The sequence below is a fragment of the Arthrobacter sp. TE12232 genome (genome assembly GCF_054062615.1).
The window spans coordinates 2,431,627-2,446,703 of record NZ_JBSSFK010000001.1; the positions used below are offsets into that span (position 1 = coordinate 2,431,627).

Here is a 15,077-nt window from a genome sequence, read left to right on the forward strand (position 1 = left end):
ATGGCCCCCGGCCTGCGGCAGTGCCAGTATGTTGAGAGTCACGCTCAATGATGGCGCCCCGGCTCCCGGCAGAAAGGTGCTCGGTCATGACCTACATCAACAACCTCGGCGATGTGGGACAAGGCGACGTCGCCATGGCCGGCGGCAAAGGCGTCGGCTTGGGCGGCCTCGTTCAGGCCGGGCTGCCGGTTCCCCCGGGGTTCGTGCTGAACACCGCAGCCTACGCGGATTTTGTGGAAGCCAATCGCCTTCAGGCCGGCATCCGTGAGCTCGACTCGCTGTCACCGCTGGCATCGCCACAGGATTACGAGGATGCCTCGAACCGGATCCGCGCCCTGTTCGCCGGCGGAACCATGCCGGCCGCTATCGCAACTGAGCTCGGTGCCGCCTACCGGCTGATCGGCGACGGGGATGCAGCCGTGGCGGTGCGCTCCTCCGCCACGGCCGAGGACCTCCCCTCCGCCAGCTTCGCGGGGCAACAGGAAACCTACCTCAACGTCGTCGGGGCGGAAGCCCTGGCCGCGGCCGTGACCGATTGTTGGGCCTCCCTGTGGACGGCGCGCGCCATGGCCTACCGGGCCCGCGAAGGCATCGGACCGGACGCGGTGCGCCTCGCCGTCGTGGTCCAGCGGATGGTCGAGGCCGACGCCGCCGGGGTGATGTTCACCGCCAATCCGGCCAACGGGCGCCGCGACCAGATCTTGATCAGCGCCGCGTGGGGCCTGGGCGAATCCGTGGTCAGCGGCACGGTCACCACCGATGACGTCGTCGTCGAAGCGGGCTCTGGCCGTGTGCTCTCGCGCCGGACCGCCGACAAGGAAGTCATGACCGTCGTCGCGGACCACGGCACCCGGGAGCAGCCTGTGCCGGCGGGCCGCCGTCGTCAGCCCGTACTCGACGACCAGGCCGCGGCCGAGCTGGCCGGCTACGGAACCCGGATCGCGGATCATTTCGGGGCCCCGCAGGACATCGAGTGGGCACGGGCCGGTGGCGAGTTCTTCCTCCTGCAATCCCGCCCGATCACCGCACTGCCGGAACCGGCAGCTGATGCTCCGGACACGTGGCCGGTGCCCTATCCGAAGGGGCTCTACTTCCGGGCGAGCATCGTGGAACAGCTGCCTGACCCGCTCTCACCGCTGTTCGCCGATCTCATTGACGGCTCGGTGTCCCGGTCGCTGAGGGCCTTGATGGCCGGCGCCATCGGCAAGAACGTCATTGGGGAGGACGACGTCGGACTGCCCACTATTAATGGCTACGCCTATTACTACTACCGCACCTCGGCAATGTTGCGCGTGACGGCCATGTCGCTGGCTGCGATGCGCGCGCTGATCCGCGGCACGGCGCACATGGGAGTGGCCGGCTGGCGGGAGTATTCGCATCCCCGCTACGAACGGGTGATCAAGGACTGGTCGGCGAAGCCCCTCGGGGGGCTCTCCGGGGAGGAATTGTTGGAGGGTGTGCAGACGTTGCTGGACGCCGGCACCGTCTACTACACGGCGGTGCAGTCAATCATTCCGGTCGCCGCGACAAGCGAAATCTCCTTCCGGGCCTACTACGACAAGTTAGTTCGGCGCAACGGAGACGCCCCGGCCCAGACGTTCCTCCTCGGCTACGACAGCGAACCCATCCGGGCCGAGAAGTCGCTGTACGACCTCGCAGCCTGGGTCCGGGGTGTTCCGGGCCTCGCCCCGGCGATCCTCAACGCACCGACGCCGGCCCTGGTCGAGTCGCAGCGCACCGGGGTGCCGCCGGCCGCCATGGACCAGGCACTCTGGGGGCAATGGCGTCCCCGCTTCCAGGACCACCTCGGCCGGTACGGCCATGCAGTCTACAATCTGGACTTCGTCTGCCCGGTGCCCGCAGATGATCCCTCGCCGCTGCTGGAGACGGTGAAGTTCTACCTGCGGGGACAGGGCACGGACCCGCATGAGCGCCAGCGGTTGTTGGCCGCCCGCCGGGAAGAGGAAACCGGCCAAACGGCCGCCCGGCTTGGGCCGCGGCGCCGGGCCGCGTTCCTCCGGCTGCTCCGGTGGGCGCAGAATGCCGCCCCGATCCGCGAGGACGCCCTGGCCGACGTCGGACTGGCCTGGCCGCTGCTGCGGCGGATGCTGCTCGAACTCGGCCAACGGCTGGTTGGCTCCACCGTCATCGCCGAGCCCGGCGACGTCTTCTGGCTCCGCCACCGGGAGCTGCGAAGCGCCGTCGAGTTCGGCCTCGCCGCGCCGGGCGCACCGGCGGCCGTGGCCATTACCGGGGCAGACCGGCCCGTCCGGGCGGCCGCCATCGAGGAGCGCAGGATGCTCTGGCGGGGCCAGGCCAAGGCCTCCGCCCCGCAACTGCTGCCCGAGAGCCGGTGGATGGAGCGGGCCTTCGGGTCCATGATGCCGGCAGCCTCACAACAGCAGCCGGGCGACGTCATCAAAGGCACCGGCGCCAGCTCGGGCCGGGTCAGTGCTCCCGCCCGCGTCCTGCGAGGACCCGAGGATTTCGCGACGATGGTTCCCGGCGACGTCCTGGTCGCCCGCATCACCACTCCCGCGTGGACCTCGCTGTTCGCGATGGCCTCCGCCGTGGTCACCGACGTCGGCGGCCCGTTGAGCCACAGTTCGATCGTCGCCCGGGAGTACGGCATCCCGGCCGTGCTCGGCACCGGCGTGGCCACCCAGAGGCTGACCAGCGGCCAGCGGATCCGGGTCGACGGCGATGCCGGCACTGTCACGATCGAGCGGGGGCCTCGCCCAGCGGACGGTGGATCCGCCTAAGCCCTGCGCAACTGCTCCGCCCGCTCACATCCCGCCGCCACCCTCGCGTGGCTTCGGGCCGCATCATGTCCGAGATTCGACACCGGCGCCCGGGCCGCGGCGCAACCTGCCGTTCACCCACCCCGCCCGCATCGACGATCTGCGCCACCGCGGCCGCCCAGGCGGCAGGCAACACTGACCAGCACGAGGGCAACGCCCAATGGGAATCACCTCACGATGAAGGTGGCAACCGATAACGGCGACGAAGGCGACGGCGCCAAAATCCTCACCTGCGAAGCCGCCGTTACCCCCGCCAAATAGGGCAATCCGGCGGCGGCCGGACCGCGACACCGCGGATCCCGGCCCATCCGTGGCGACCGACACTAAGCAGGCTTTCTTTGGCCTCGTGCCGTTTACCGCGGATTCATGACGAGCCCCTACCGTCGGCGATGAATGCGAAGCCGGCCTTTGACGGCCGGTACCCCTGAACCGGAACGATTGGATAACCCATGCCTCATCCAGCACAACGTTTTACCCGAAAGCGCGTCGCCGCCGCCACGGGCGCTGCAGCCCTGGCGGCCACGGCGCTGACAGCCGGAGCGATCGGCTTCGGCGCAGGGCCGGCTTCTGCCGGCGAAAATCACAGCGGCACCGCGACGCCGATCAAGCACGTGGTGGTGATCTTCCAGGAGAACGTCTCGTTCGACCACTACTTCGCCACCTACCCCCAAGCCGCCAACACCCCGGGTGAAGCCCAGCAAGGCACGGGCACCGCAGCAGCTTCCTTCACCGCCGCGAAGAACACGCCCAAGGACATCAACACTTTGGCTACAGCGGGCCTCCTGGCACCGAACAATCCCAACGCGGTGCAGCCGGCCCGGCTCTCGCCGATGCAGGCCGTCACCTGCGACCAGGACCATGGGTACACTGCCGAGCAGAAGGCGTACAACGGCGGCGCGATGGACCAGTTTGTCCAGTTCACCAGCCGGGACTCCTGCGGCACCAACCAGTACGGCCGCCCCGGGCTGACCATGGACTACTACGACGGCAACACCGTCACCGGCATTTGGAACTACGCCCAGAACTACGCCATGAGCGACAACCACTTCAGCACCGTCTTCGGGCCATCCACTCCGGGCGCGCTGAACCTGGTCTCGGGCCAGACCCACGGGGCCACGGAATACACCGCCGCCGGGCAACCCGTGGCCACACCGGCAGCCGGAAGCAGCACTGTCCGCCAGCCTGACGCGAACGGCGTCGGGACTGTCATCAACGATCCGGACCCGGTCTACGACGACTGCTCGAACAATAGCCACGCCAAAACCAACAACCTGGCCGGCATGACCGGCAGGAACATCGGGGACCTTCTCAGCGCCAAGGGCACATCCTGGGGCTGGTTCCAGGGCGGCTTCACACCGACCACTGCCGCTACAGGGACCACGCCGGCGTCGTGCCTGTCCAGCCACACGAACGCCGCCGGAGCCAGCGTCGTTGACTACTCCCCGCACCACCAGCCGTTCCAGTACTACGCCTCGACCGCCAACCCGCACCACCTGGCGCCGGCGTCGGACGCGGAAATCGGCCACAACGGCCAGGCGAACCACCAGTACGACCTCACCGCTTTCAACAAGGTGGTCAACACCGACAACATGCCCGCCGTGTCCTTCCTGAAGGCGGGAATGTACCAGGACGGCCACGCCGCCTATTCTGACCCGGTCGACGAGCAGAACTTCATCACCAACACCGTGAACCAGATCCAGAACTCCAAGAACTGGGAGAACACGGCCGTCGTACTCGCCTACGACGACTCGGACGGCTGGTACGACCACGCCGTCGCCAAGGTGAAGAACTCCTCAAACTCCGCCGACGACGCCGCCTGGTGCCAGACCGCTGCGGCCAGCGGGATCCCGATGGCCAGCGGTTACGCTGACCGCTGCGGCCCCGGCCCCCGCCAGCCGCTCGTGGTCATTTCACCGTATGCGAAGAAGAACTATGTGGACCACACCCAGACGGACCAGGCCTCGATCCTTCGCTTCATCGAAGACAACTGGCACACCGGCCAAATCGGCGACGCCTCCGCGGACGCGACAGCCGGCTCGGTGAACGCCATGTTCAACTTCGACAGGCAGCGCACCGACAAAGTCCTGCTCAACGAACAAACCGGCGCCGTCGCCTCCATCACCAAGACAGAGGACGGCAACAACTCCGGCCACGACGACGGCGGCAACAACCGCGGCAGCAACTCCGGGGAGTAACTGCCCGCAGCGGACCGGTCCGTGGCCGCCAGGAAAACATCACTCCAGGAAACGCCATCCGGCCGGCAGCCGGGTGGCGTTTCCGGTACCTCCTCCAGCTGGCAGCCGGCCGGAGGGACGGCCACTAGAATTGGCCGGTCCCTGTGCTTTGTTCCGGCCCTGCAGACGCCCGGCCACCGACGGAAAGACCCCATGACGACCACTTCTGACCACGCCGTACCGGCCCAGGTTGACCTTAAGCAGGCCGCAGCCCCGGACCGCAAACCCCTGGTCCGCTGGCTGCTCGCCAACCAGGTCGCACCGGCCGGCCCCGAAGCAGAGGAAGATCACAAGCCCAACGCCTGGTGGAAGGTCATGTGCCTGACCGGCGTCGACTACTTCTCCACCCTGTCCTACCTACCAGGCATCGCGGCCCTGGCCGCCGGCGCCCTGTCCCCGCTGGCGACCCTGCTGATCGTGGCACTGACCCTGCTGGGCATGCTGCCCATGTACCGCCGCGTCGCGCAGGAGAGCCCGCACGGGCAGGGGTCCGTTGCCATGCTGGAGAAGCTACTGCCGTTCTGGCGCGGCAAGTTCTTCGTCCTGCTGTTGCTCGGGTTCGTCGCGACCTCGTGGATCATCACCATCACCCTGTCGGGCGCCGACGCCACAGTGCACCTGCTGGAGAATCCGATGATCCCGCAAGGCCTGAAGGGCAGTGCCGTCGTCATCACGGTGATCCTGCTGCTGATCCTGGGCGGGGTATTCCTTCTTGGCTTCAATGAGGCCGTCGGCGTCGCCATCCCGCTAGTGGCTGTCTACCTCCTCCTGAACGCCGCCGTCGTCGCCGCCGGGTTCGCGCACGTCTTCTCGGACCCCTCCCTGATCGCCGGCTGGCAGGACCGGCTGCTCTCCAGTGCCGGCGGCGGGCCGATGAGCCTCATTGGTCCGGCAGTCATCGCCTTCCCGTTGCTGGTTTTGGGGCTCTCCGGCTTCGAGACCGGCGTGTCCATGATGCCGCTGATCAAAGCCACCGGGAACACCCCGGAGGACGTCATGGCCTCCAGGGTCAAGAACACCCGCAAACTCCTCACCACGGCGGCGGCCATCATGAGCGTCTATCTGATGTCCACCAGCTTCCTCACCACGGTCATGATCCCGGCCAAGGAATTCCAGGACGGCGGACAGGCCAACGGCCGCGCCTTGGCGTTCCTCGCCCACGACCTGTTCGGCGCCGGATTCGGCACCGTCTACGATATTTCCAGCGCCCTGATTCTCTGGTTCGCCGGCGCTTCCGCCATGGCCGGGCTCATCAACATCGTGCCCCGCTACCTCCCCGCGTACGGCATGGCACCGGAATGGGGCCGGGCCGTCCGCCCGGTCGTGATCGTCTACACCGTGCTGAGCGTCGGCATCACCATCGCCTTCAACGCCGACGTCAACGCCCAGGCCGGCGCCTACGCCACCGGCATCCTGGCCATGATGGTCTCCGGTGCGGTCGCCGTGACAGTCTCAGCGGTCCGCCGGCACAGCCGTGCCGGGACCCTGGGATTCGGCGCGCTGACCCTGGTCCTGCTGTACGCACTGGTCGCCAACGTCATCGAAAAGCCCGACGGCATTGCGATTTCGGCATTCTTCATCGCCGGCATCATCATCGTCTCGCTGATCTCGCGGGTGAAGCGCACCACCGAACTGCGCCTGGAAACCATCGAGTTCGACGAGGCAGCCCGGCAGTTCATCACCGACTCGATCGCCTTCGACGGCCAGCTGAACGTCATTGCCAACAAGCGCCAGGCAGGCGACAAGGCCGAGTACGCCGACAAGGAGTACGAGCAGCGCGGCCTGAACCCGGTCCCGGGTCCGGCGGACGTCATCTTCCTGGAGGTGGAGATCTCCGACCCGTCGGCGTTCAGCCACACGCTCCGGGTCGAAGGTATCGAAGTGGGCGGCTACCGGGTATTGCGGGTGAAGTCGCCGGCGGTGCCGAACGCGATCGCAGCGGTCCTTCTGGCCATGCGCGACTCGACCGCCACCAAGCCCCAATGCTATTTCGAGTGGTCGGAAGGGAACCCGATCAGTCACCTGATGCGGTACCTGTTCCTGGGCCAGGGCGACACGGCCCCGCTGGTGCGTGAGATCCTCCGCGAGGTCGAACACGACCCGGCCCTCCGCCCGGGCATCCACGTCGGCTGATGGCCGCCGGGTGGGCCGCCGCACCCACCCGTCTGTTCCTGCGCCGGACTGGGGCTCGACGCCGGATTAGGGCTCGACGTGCATCTTCGCGGCTTCCTCAAGTTCGGTTGCCTGGGTCTTTGCCAGGCGCCATTCCGCAGCAGTGTCGATGCGGCGGGTGAGTGCCCAGTAGAGGACGGCCGAGACCGGCAGGCCAATGAACAGGGAGATGTCAGCGCCACCCATTGCCTCGGCCGCGGGTCCGACGAAGAGTTTTCCGGCGGAGAAGAAGGGAATCATGACCAAGAAGCCCACGAGGTAAGACGTGATTCCGGGCCAGCCCCAGCGTCCGTAAATGCCGTGAGGATGGAAGATCTCCGCGATGGCATAGTGGCCCTTGCGGACGACGAAGTAGTCCGTAAGGTTCACCGCTGTCCACGGGATGAAGAAGTACAGCACCAGCAGCAGGAAGTCGTTGAAGTTGGCGAGGAAGTCCGCGGATGCGAAGTTGGCGAAGACGAGTGAGATGGCCGCGGTGATCACGATCGTGACGACGCGGATTTTGACGGTGGGCCGGATGCGGCGCAGGCTGTCGATGGACGAGATCAGGGTCAGGGACCCGCCATACATGTTCAATGCCGTGACCGACAGGAGCCCAAGGGAAGCGATGAACAATGCGATCGCCCCGAACCCCGGGAACAACTTGTTGGCAGTGTCCTGGATCGAGGTGATGGTATCGAACTCCGTGCCGGCTGCCGCGGCAATGAATGATCCCAGGAACATGACCCAGATACCGCCCAGGGCACTCCCCCAGAACGTCCACTGGAACGTCCCGCGCCCGGATTCCGGGGGCAGGTAGCGGGAATAGTCCGAGACGTAAATGGCCCAGGAAATTTGGTAGCCGGCCGCCACGCCCAGTTGTCCCAGGAAGGGGACGAGATGGAAATCGGCCAGATTGAACGCGCCGCCGGGCAGGTCAAGGTGGGTGAGGACAGCCACCGTCAGCAGCGCCAGCATGATGATGGTCAGGTAGGTCAGATAGCGTTCGAAGCCGTGGATCAGGTCATAGCCGAACAGTGCGACGGCGGCGGCGATAATCGTGATGACCCAGAACCAGAGGGTTGCGTTTCCGATGTGAAGGGACCCGGTCACGGCCTCGCCGGCCAGGACGGTGTTGAAGACATTGAATCCCGCGTACTGCAGGTAGGCGAAGAGCCACACCAGCAGGGCCCCCACGTACCCGAACTGTGGACGGGACTGGATCATCTGGGGCAACCCGAGCTGCGGACCCTGAGAGGAGTGCGCCGCCATGAACAAGGTGCCCACCAGCACGCCGATGGCGATGGCGATCAATGACCAGATCAGGTTCCCTCCGGTCGTGATGCTGATCAGACCCACCGCGAGCGTGGCGATCTGGGCGTTGCTCATGAACCAGAGCGGCCCAATGTGCGAGACCTTTCCATGCCTCTCGTTGAGCGGAACATAGTCAATCGACCGGACCTCGAGTCCTCCGCCCGCCGCCTGACCTGTGGCTGTACTCATGACATGTCTCCTGGATGGTGCGATGCCGTCAGCATCGGTGCGGGATCGAAGGCTGCGGCCGGAACCTGCGGGGCCGCCCTAAGGGTATGAAGAGAATCACGTGCAGATCGCGGGCAAGAGTAAACTCGAATCGTGTCGTTCCCCTGGTAGGGATGACAGAATCGTGGTCGCCATATCGTGCGAATGTCAAGAGCTGTCGGAGGGCACTATTGGGCTCAACGGCAGGCATCGTCGGGTCTCTTGCCCCACAGACCGGCGGGCGGCCGGAAGCGGATCGGGCGATGCGAGCCGATCCCGCCGTCGGCCGTCCCCCATAGCCGTCCGTTCAAAGGTAACCGCCGATGTCGAACCTTGCTGTTGCAGCCGTCCAGGCCCCGGGGCGCCCGATTGGCGGGCCCTTCCGCGGCTTCGCCGATGAAGCCGCGCGCGTTCTGGCGGAATACCCCGAAACGCAGCTGATGGTTTTCCCCGAACTCCACCTCTTCAGCGACGGAGTCCCGGACAGGCAACGAACCGAAGCGCTCCAGGAGGCCGCGCAGCCGCTCGACGGGCCGCTCGTTAATGAGTTGAGGCAACTCGCCGGAGACCTCAAGCTCTGGCTGGTCCCCGGGAGCATCTGCGAACGCGGGCCGCATGGACAGCTGTTCAACACGTCCCTGGTGCTCTCCCCCGAGGGTGCCCTGGCGGCAAGCTACCGGAAGATCTTCCCCTGGCGCCCGTTCGAACCCTACGACCCCGGAGACACTTTTGTGACGGTCGATCTACCCGGATTCGGCAGGGCCGGCCTGTCCATCTGCTACGACGCCTGGTTCCCCGAGGTCACCCGCCAGCTGGCCTGGATGGGAGCCGACGTCATCATCAATGTCGTCAAGACCACCACCCCGGACCGGGCCCAGGAGCTGATCCTCGCCCGCGCCAACGCAATCGTCAACCAGGTGTTCATGATCAGCGTCAACTGCGCCGGGCCCACCGGCCAGGGACGCAGCATCATCGTGGACCCCGAGGGCGCCGTCCTGTCCGAAGCTCCGGACGACTCCCCCTGCGTGCTCTCCGCAGCGCTGGACATGGGGCACCCGGGGCGGGTCCGTTCAGAAGGTACTGCAGGATTGAACCGGATGTGGTCGCAGTTCCGGACCGATGACCCTCCCATCGAGCTCCCCATCTATGGCGGCAGAATCACCCCAGCTACCTGGACACCGGAAGCCCACACGAAGCACCAGCCGTAGCCTGGCTCGCCTGCCGCTGGAAGTTCGGATACGACGAGGCCGACGCAGTCGAAGTGTGGACCGGTCCGTGGACCGCCGACGACGAGTACGCCATCAACACGTGGGATTCCATGCTGGCCCGCTCCGTGCGCACCGGCGGCCGCTGGCTTCCGGCCATGGGCAACAGCGACGCCGACAGCGCCCCGCAAGGTCAGGGCATACACGAAAGCGGCGGCCGGTCCCGTGTGTGTTGGACCGGCCGCCGCCGAAGGAGATCAGTTGAGCCTCAGGCCTTGGCCTTCCGCTTCACCCAGCCCCAAACAGCCGTGGCCACGAGCAGCACCAAGCCGATGATGGCCAGCCAAAGCAGGCCCTTCACGGCGAAGCCAAGGATCGAAAGAAGGAGCCAAATGATAAGTAGTGTGATTATTAGTCCCATGCCGTAAAGCCTAAGCCACGCCAGAGGTCGCGGATGGCATTTTGGGCAGGGCGCTGGCCAGCTCCACCGCGGACATCGGCTCCTGGCAGTGGCGGTAGGCGTCGTCGCGGCGTACGGAGCCGCCACTGTCCCCGTCCCATCCCGGGATGGCTGCGAGGAAGGCCGCAGTCGTAGCCACCACATGCGAGTTGCCGCACTGGGTGCAGCTGATGGCGGCGGCAAGGGTCTCCTGCCGCGGATTCATCATGGTGACGGAGTCCGCGGTCAGGTGCCGGTCGGTGTCGCAGCTCGCGCACCAGGGCCGGCGGCCCCGGGGCTGATGGGCGTCCCGGGGCAGGTAAGTGCTGGATGTGATTGACATCCGGCTCAGACCAGGACCGGGTAGCTGGCCAGGATGTAGTCCGCCGCGGCCGGGCCTTTCATGCGGAGGCCGGTGCCCTTGGGGTGGACCTGTTTCTTCTTCATGGCCGCCCAGAATGCGTCTTCGGAGCGGGGCGCGGCCTGGCTCAGGAAGCACCAGCTGGTGTACAGCCCGTAGAGCGGGTCCCGGCCCAGGGCGCGATCGGATGCAGGGTCACGGGTGGTGGCTTCCTGCAGGAATTGGTCATAGTGAGAAGTTGCCATATGTGGCTCGATTCCTCGCGGTGCAGTCTGTGCCGCCGTGTGGCTACAGCAGCTGGACTTCAAGGCCGTGCACGCGGCGTCGAAGCATGATCCCGGGCTGCTGCGTAGCCGCAGATCCGGGGATAGAAGGTTATCGGGCCGGAAATCCACGTGCCGCGGAGGTCAGCCAAGCAACTTTTCTACAATGTAGACTGTATGCGTAGACTACATATTAAGCAACCTGTCTATTTTCCTGGCAGTGTGACTTGTCCCCGACCCGAACGGACCACCATGTCGCCCGAAGCGAACCCGGCGCCCCCAGCGGCAACCGGCAAGAAGAAGCGGCTCAGTCGTGAGATTGTTCTGTCCGCGGCGCTGGCCCTGGTGGACGCTGAAGGACTCGACGCCCTCACCATGCGCAGGCTCGGCCAGGAACTGGGACGGGATCCCATGGGCCTGTACCGCTACGCCGAAAACCGCGCAGCACTGCTGGACGGAGTCTCAGAACTCGTCCTGAATGAACTGGCCATCTTTCCCGATGATCCCGACTGGCAGGCGCAGCTCCGCCGCATCGCCCACGACCTGCGGCTCCTGGCGCTCCGGCACCCCAATGTTGTGCCCCTCCTCGTGACCCGGCCCCTATCAACGCCCTTGGGCCTCAGGCCACTTGGGACACTGCGGCCGCTGGAGCAGATCCTGTCCCTGCTGATCGACGCCGGATTCGCGCCCGCCGATGCACTGCACGTCTACCGCGCCTACTACGGATTCCTTTACGGGCACATCCTCAACGAACTGCAGGAATTCATCGTTGACCCCGACGAAAACGAAGCGCTTCTCCGCCTGGGCCTACACCGCCTGCCACCGAAGGACTTCCCTCACCTCCGCGCCCTCGCCCCGGTCCTCGCCGACTACGACGGGATGGCTGAACTGGATGAAGGAATCACCATCCTGCTCTCAGGCCTGGCCGCGCGCCTCTCGCTGCCGGAAGCTCCGGCCAAACTCTGACGGTCGAGAAACCCTAAGCGCCGGCGCCGGCATCAATCCTGACGTTTCCGGCGCCCGCAAGGGCCCGCAGCTCGCGAAGGATCTCCAGCTGTTGACTGTTGATGGCCATCAGCAGGTCGATCTCCTCCTTGGACTTCACGTTGGTGTCGCGGTCGTGCTGGGCCATCGCTGCGGCAATCGCGTCCTGCCGCTTGGCCGCGATCAGAAGAATCGCTCCCTGCAGCCCCGCCAGCATCGAAAGAAAGAGATTCAACAGAATATACGGATACGGATCCCAGGCGTTGTTCGCCAGCGCCCAGCTGTTGACTGCCGCCCACACGATCATGAAGCCGATGAAACCGCCGACGAACGGCCAGCTGCCCATCCCGTTCCGCATGACATCCGCAGCCCGTTGGCCCCGCGTCAAGGATTCCTTATGGGTTTCGTGCCAAGTCTTTCGCTTATCGATCATGCCCCACCCTAACGCCGGGACTCCGATGTGGGCCCGGCGGGCCGCGGCGTCAGCCCCCGGTGGCCGCGCCGAGGGTGACGTCAGTGCTGTGCTGCCCGCCGTCGCGGTCGAAAGTGGCCTTGACGGTGGCCCCGGCGGCCTGTTCCCGCGCTGCCGCCGTGAGCTCGGAAGCATCAGTCACAGTCCGGCCGCCCAGCTCGGTGATCACGTCGCCGGCTTTCAAGCCGGCCTTGTCCGCCGCGGAGCCCGGGGTCACGGCAGCCACCTCTGCCCCGGTCGTGAATCCCGACGAGGTTCCCGCGGCCTTGTCCTGCACCGAGAGGCCGAGCTGGCCGTGCGTGGCCGTGCCCGTGCCGATGATCTCCTGGGCGACGCGTTTCGCGTTGTTGACCGGGATGGAGAAGCCGACGCCGATGTTCCCCGACTGGGCTGAGAAGGAGGACGTGGATCCGGCCGAGGCGATGGCCACGTTGACTCCGATGATCTCGCCGCTGGTGTTCACCAAGGCGCCGCCGGAGTTTCCCGGGTTGATGGCCGCATCCGTTTGGATGACGTTGATGCTGATGGAATCCTGCGCGGCACCGGAGGACCCGCTCTGCGAGCCGGGCGCGGCCGAGGAAGCGGTCTCGATGGTGCGGTTTGCTGCCGAAACGACGCCGTCCGTCACCGTTCCGCTCAGCCCCAGGGGTGCTCCGATAGCAATGGCGGTGTCACCGACCTTGACCTTGCCGGAGTCGCCCAGGGATGCCGCCACCAGCCCCGGGGCAGTGATGTGGACGATGGCCAGGTCCGAGAGCGGATCCGTTCCGACAATGGTCCCGGGGTAGACCTTGCCGTCGTTCGTCCGAACCTCGATGGCCGCGTTCGCGGCCTGTCCGTCCAGGGTGACCACGTGGGTATTGGTCAGAATATTGCCGGACGTGTCCAGAATGATGCCCGATCCGGTACCGCCGGAAGTGCCGGAGCTGGCGCTGATAGTCACCACACTGGGCGAGGCCTTCTGCGCGGCCGCTGTCACGGCGTTGACGCTCTCGGGATTGTTGACAATCACCGGCGTGTATTGGGTCGATTGGGTGGTGCCGGCGGCCGGGGCTGCGGTGTTCCAGATCGACGTCGCCGCTGCAGCCACACCCCCGCCCAAGGCACCCGCGGCCACCAGGCAGGCAACGAACACGCCGGTGCCAACCCGCCTCCCGGGTTTCCGGCCGGTTGCCGCGACTGCTCCTGCCCGGGGCGCCTCCGGCCGTGCCGGGTCTGCACCGGCTCGTGCGTTGTCGCTGTGCGTGAGATGGTCGTGCTCGCTCATGGGTCATCCTGATCTCGTCGTTATTGCCTGTGTCGACCTCCCGCCTGACCTGCGGGCGAACGTGTGCTCATGTCTTCTGTGAACGTCCACTGCCGGCCGGGGCCGCCAGGGGACGCCGGCTGGCATTCGTGGGCTTGGGGCGGACGCACCCCCGATGCTGCGTCCGCCCCCGGAGTCCCGGTCAAGCTGTGTCCCCATCCTCAAACCCGGGACTGTCGACCGTCTGTCGCGCCGCTGTGAACAGACTGTGAGCCTTTTCGCCGGCGACGACTGACAGGCCGCTGCACAGCCAGGGCAAAGGTTCCCCTCAGCCCCCGACAATTCCGTGGCAGGAAAGTGGTTACAGGAACACCGCTCCAAGGAGGACCCCGATGATCGTCTACCGCCCCATCCCGCCGCTGACGGCCGGCGGCACCGGACTCAAGGCGGCGCTGGTCGCCATGGCCTTGACCGCCGTCCTCGGCACCACCTGGCAGGTCCCCGGCGACAAGTCGGGGACACAGGAGAGCCCGCGGAAGGGCTGAGCAGACGATCATCCAGCTAAATTGGCCGTTGACCGGCGACAGTCTCCGATATATCGTTAACTATCGCCGAAGGATCGGCGATCATCTGAGGAACGCACCTCAAACGGAAGGACGATGCCGGTATGAAAGGCATTCACGACGACAAATTCACGGACGGCGGACCCGCCCAGGGACGCTTCGGGCGCGGCAGAAGCCGCCGCGGACCCCACGGACACGGCGGTTTCGGGCCGGGCCGCGGGTTTGGGCCAGGATTCGGACCCGGTCCCGGGCCGGGCTTTGGACCCGGCTTTGGCCCCGGCGGTTCACGTCGGGCCAACAAGGGCGATGTTCGTTCGGCGATTCTCTCCCTCCTGGCCGAATCACCATCCAACGGCTACGGCCTGATCAAGACAATCGCGGAGAGGACGTCCGGGGCCTGGCGTCCAAGCCCGGGCTCCGTCTACCCGACGCTGCAGCAGCTCGTTGATGAAGAACTCATCGCGCCCGTCAGTGAAGGCCGGCGCACGGAATTCACTCTCACCGATGCGGGCAAGGCCTATGTAGCCGACCACGCCGAGGAGCTGGACAATGCGTGGAGCACCGATTCCCAGGGATCCGGACCGGCATTTCACCAGAGCGTAGGAAAGCTCATGGGCGTCATCCACCAGTTCCGCTTCTCGGCCACCGAGGAACAGCGCAATGCCGCGATGGAGAAAATCGACGAAACCCGCCGCGCGCTGTACCACATCCTCGCCGACTAGACCCATTCCGGAGCCTTCGTCGGGAGGAACCGGCGCGAAGAGCTCATGCCGCGGGGAACCCATGGAGAGGCAGATCGGCGATGCCGCCTGAGAGCCTGAGTCCGGACAGCGCGGG

At 66.3% G+C, this 15,077-nt stretch carries 13 protein-coding genes; 7 read left to right on the forward strand and 6 right to left on the reverse strand.

The window, feature by feature from the left end; genetic code table 11:
- The first annotated feature begins 86 nt into the window (after nt 1-86).
- The 3 genes from ACVWZ7_RS10795 to ACVWZ7_RS10805 all read left to right on the forward strand — a co-directional run bounded on the left by ACVWZ7_RS10795 (nt 87) and on the right by ACVWZ7_RS10805 (nt 7,168).
- The gene (locus tag ACVWZ7_RS10795; RefSeq protein ID WP_456507838.1) at nt 87-2,762 is read left to right on the forward strand and encodes a PEP/pyruvate-binding domain-containing protein; all 2,676 of its coding nucleotides are present in this window, start codon (nt 87-89) and stop codon (nt 2,760-2,762) included.
- Between the two features lie 488 nt (nt 2,763-3,250).
- The gene (locus tag ACVWZ7_RS10800) at nt 3,251-4,996 is read left to right on the forward strand and encodes a phospholipase C (protein ID WP_456507839.1); all 1,746 of its coding nucleotides are present in this window, start codon (nt 3,251-3,253) and stop codon (nt 4,994-4,996) included.
- A 192-nt stretch (nt 4,997-5,188) separates the two neighbouring features.
- Nucleotides 5,189-7,168: an APC family permease gene (locus ACVWZ7_RS10805; RefSeq protein ID WP_344365145.1), complete on the forward strand. Its 1,980-nt coding sequence runs from the start codon at nt 5,189-5,191 to the stop codon at nt 7,166-7,168.
- A gap of 66 nt (nt 7,169-7,234) precedes the next feature.
- Here the strand turns inward: ACVWZ7_RS10805 and ACVWZ7_RS10810 are convergent, their stop codons facing one another.
- Nucleotides 7,235-8,689 carry a purine-cytosine permease family protein gene (locus ACVWZ7_RS10810; protein ID WP_344365143.1) on the reverse strand — a complete coding sequence of 485 codons (1,455 nt, stop codon included), beginning with the start codon at nt 8,687-8,689 and terminating at the stop codon, nt 7,235-7,237.
- Nucleotides 8,690-9,030: 341 nt separating this feature from the next.
- Here ACVWZ7_RS10810 and ACVWZ7_RS10815 point away from each other — a divergent pair, with 341 nt between their 5' ends.
- Nucleotides 9,031-9,915 carry a carbon-nitrogen hydrolase family protein gene (locus ACVWZ7_RS10815; RefSeq protein WP_344365140.1) on the forward strand — a complete coding sequence of 295 codons (885 nt, stop codon included), beginning with the start codon at nt 9,031-9,033 and terminating at the stop codon, nt 9,913-9,915.
- 265 nt (nt 9,916-10,180) lie between these two features.
- On the opposite strand, the gene ACVWZ7_RS10820 is transcribed toward ACVWZ7_RS10815, so the two are convergent.
- From ACVWZ7_RS10820 to ACVWZ7_RS10830, 3 genes are read right to left on the reverse strand one after another with little or no spacing between them, the layout of a single operon-like run.
- Nucleotides 10,181-10,333: an LPXTG cell wall anchor domain-containing protein gene (locus ACVWZ7_RS10820; RefSeq protein WP_116766408.1), complete on the reverse strand. Its 153-nt coding sequence runs from the start codon at nt 10,331-10,333 to the stop codon at nt 10,181-10,183.
- A gap of 10 nt (nt 10,334-10,343) precedes the next feature.
- On the reverse strand, nt 10,344-10,694 hold the full coding sequence (locus ACVWZ7_RS10825) for a hypothetical protein (protein WP_456507840.1): 351 nt from the start codon (nt 10,692-10,694) through the stop codon (nt 10,344-10,346).
- A 5-nt stretch (nt 10,695-10,699) separates the two neighbouring features.
- Nucleotides 10,700-10,957 (reverse strand): hypothetical protein, encoded by a 258-nt coding sequence (locus tag ACVWZ7_RS10830; RefSeq protein ID WP_091248726.1) that lies wholly within the window; start codon nt 10,955-10,957, stop codon nt 10,700-10,702.
- A gap of 270 nt (nt 10,958-11,227) precedes the next feature.
- On the opposite strand from ACVWZ7_RS10830, the gene ACVWZ7_RS10835 reads away from it, so the two are divergent.
- The gene (locus ACVWZ7_RS10835) at nt 11,228-11,941 is read left to right on the forward strand and encodes a TetR/AcrR family transcriptional regulator C-terminal domain-containing protein (protein ID WP_456507841.1); all 714 of its coding nucleotides are present in this window, start codon (nt 11,228-11,230) and stop codon (nt 11,939-11,941) included.
- Nucleotides 11,942-11,954: 13 nt separating this feature from the next.
- Here the strand turns inward: ACVWZ7_RS10835 and ACVWZ7_RS10840 are convergent, their stop codons facing one another.
- Together ACVWZ7_RS10840 and ACVWZ7_RS10845 are read right to left on the reverse strand one after the other, a co-directional pair.
- Nucleotides 11,955-12,392: a DUF1003 domain-containing protein gene (locus tag ACVWZ7_RS10840; protein WP_456507842.1), complete on the reverse strand. Its 438-nt coding sequence runs from the start codon at nt 12,390-12,392 to the stop codon at nt 11,955-11,957.
- Nucleotides 12,393-12,441: 49 nt separating this feature from the next.
- Nucleotides 12,442-13,698, reverse strand: a complete 1,257-nt coding sequence (locus ACVWZ7_RS10845) for a S1C family serine protease (RefSeq protein ID WP_456507843.1) — start codon at nt 13,696-13,698, stop codon at nt 12,442-12,444.
- Between the two features lie 371 nt (nt 13,699-14,069).
- Here ACVWZ7_RS10845 and ACVWZ7_RS10850 point away from each other — a divergent pair, with 371 nt between their 5' ends.
- Nucleotides 14,070-14,222, forward strand: coding sequence for a hypothetical protein (locus tag ACVWZ7_RS10850; protein WP_344365128.1), 153 nt, complete (start codon nt 14,070-14,072; stop codon nt 14,220-14,222).
- Nucleotides 14,223-14,344: 122 nt separating this feature from the next.
- On the forward strand, nt 14,345-14,962 hold the full coding sequence (locus ACVWZ7_RS10855) for a PadR family transcriptional regulator (RefSeq protein WP_344365125.1): 618 nt from the start codon (nt 14,345-14,347) through the stop codon (nt 14,960-14,962).
- Nucleotides 14,963-15,077: the final 115 nt, after the last annotated feature.

What these genes read in the sequence shown, in the direction of transcription:
- ACVWZ7_RS10800 (WP_456507839.1), top strand. Translation starts at nt 3,251, where the DNA reads ATGCCTCATCCAGCACAACGTTTTACCCGAAAGCGCGTCGCCGCCGCC.
- ACVWZ7_RS10835 (WP_456507841.1), top strand. Translation starts at nt 11,228, where the DNA reads ATGTCGCCCGAAGCGAACCCGGCGCCCCCAGCGGCAACCGGCAAGAAG.
- ACVWZ7_RS10840 (WP_456507842.1), bottom strand. Translation starts at nt 12,392, where the DNA reads ATGATCGATAAGCGAAAGACTTGGCACGAAACCCATAAGGAATCCTTG.
- ACVWZ7_RS10795 (WP_456507838.1), top strand. Translation starts at nt 87, where the DNA reads ATGACCTACATCAACAACCTCGGCGATGTGGGACAAGGCGACGTCGCC.
- ACVWZ7_RS10820 (WP_116766408.1), bottom strand. Translation starts at nt 10,333, where the DNA reads ATGGGACTAATAATCACACTACTTATCATTTGGCTCCTTCTTTCGATC.
- ACVWZ7_RS10830 (WP_091248726.1), bottom strand. Translation starts at nt 10,957, where the DNA reads ATGGCAACTTCTCACTATGACCAATTCCTGCAGGAAGCCACCACCCGT.
- ACVWZ7_RS10810 (WP_344365143.1), bottom strand. Translation starts at nt 8,689, where the DNA reads ATGAGTACAGCCACAGGTCAGGCGGCGGGCGGAGGACTCGAGGTCCGG.
- ACVWZ7_RS10845 (WP_456507843.1), bottom strand. Translation starts at nt 13,698, where the DNA reads ATGAGCGAGCACGACCATCTCACGCACAGCGACAACGCACGAGCCGGT.
- ACVWZ7_RS10815 (WP_344365140.1), top strand. Translation starts at nt 9,031, where the DNA reads ATGTCGAACCTTGCTGTTGCAGCCGTCCAGGCCCCGGGGCGCCCGATT.
- ACVWZ7_RS10825 (WP_456507840.1), bottom strand. Translation starts at nt 10,694, where the DNA reads ATGTCAATCACATCCAGCACTTACCTGCCCCGGGACGCCCATCAGCCC.
- ACVWZ7_RS10850 (WP_344365128.1), top strand. Translation starts at nt 14,070, where the DNA reads ATGATCGTCTACCGCCCCATCCCGCCGCTGACGGCCGGCGGCACCGGA.
- ACVWZ7_RS10805 (WP_344365145.1), top strand. Translation starts at nt 5,189, where the DNA reads ATGACGACCACTTCTGACCACGCCGTACCGGCCCAGGTTGACCTTAAG.
- ACVWZ7_RS10855 (WP_344365125.1), top strand. Translation starts at nt 14,345, where the DNA reads ATGAAAGGCATTCACGACGACAAATTCACGGACGGCGGACCCGCCCAG.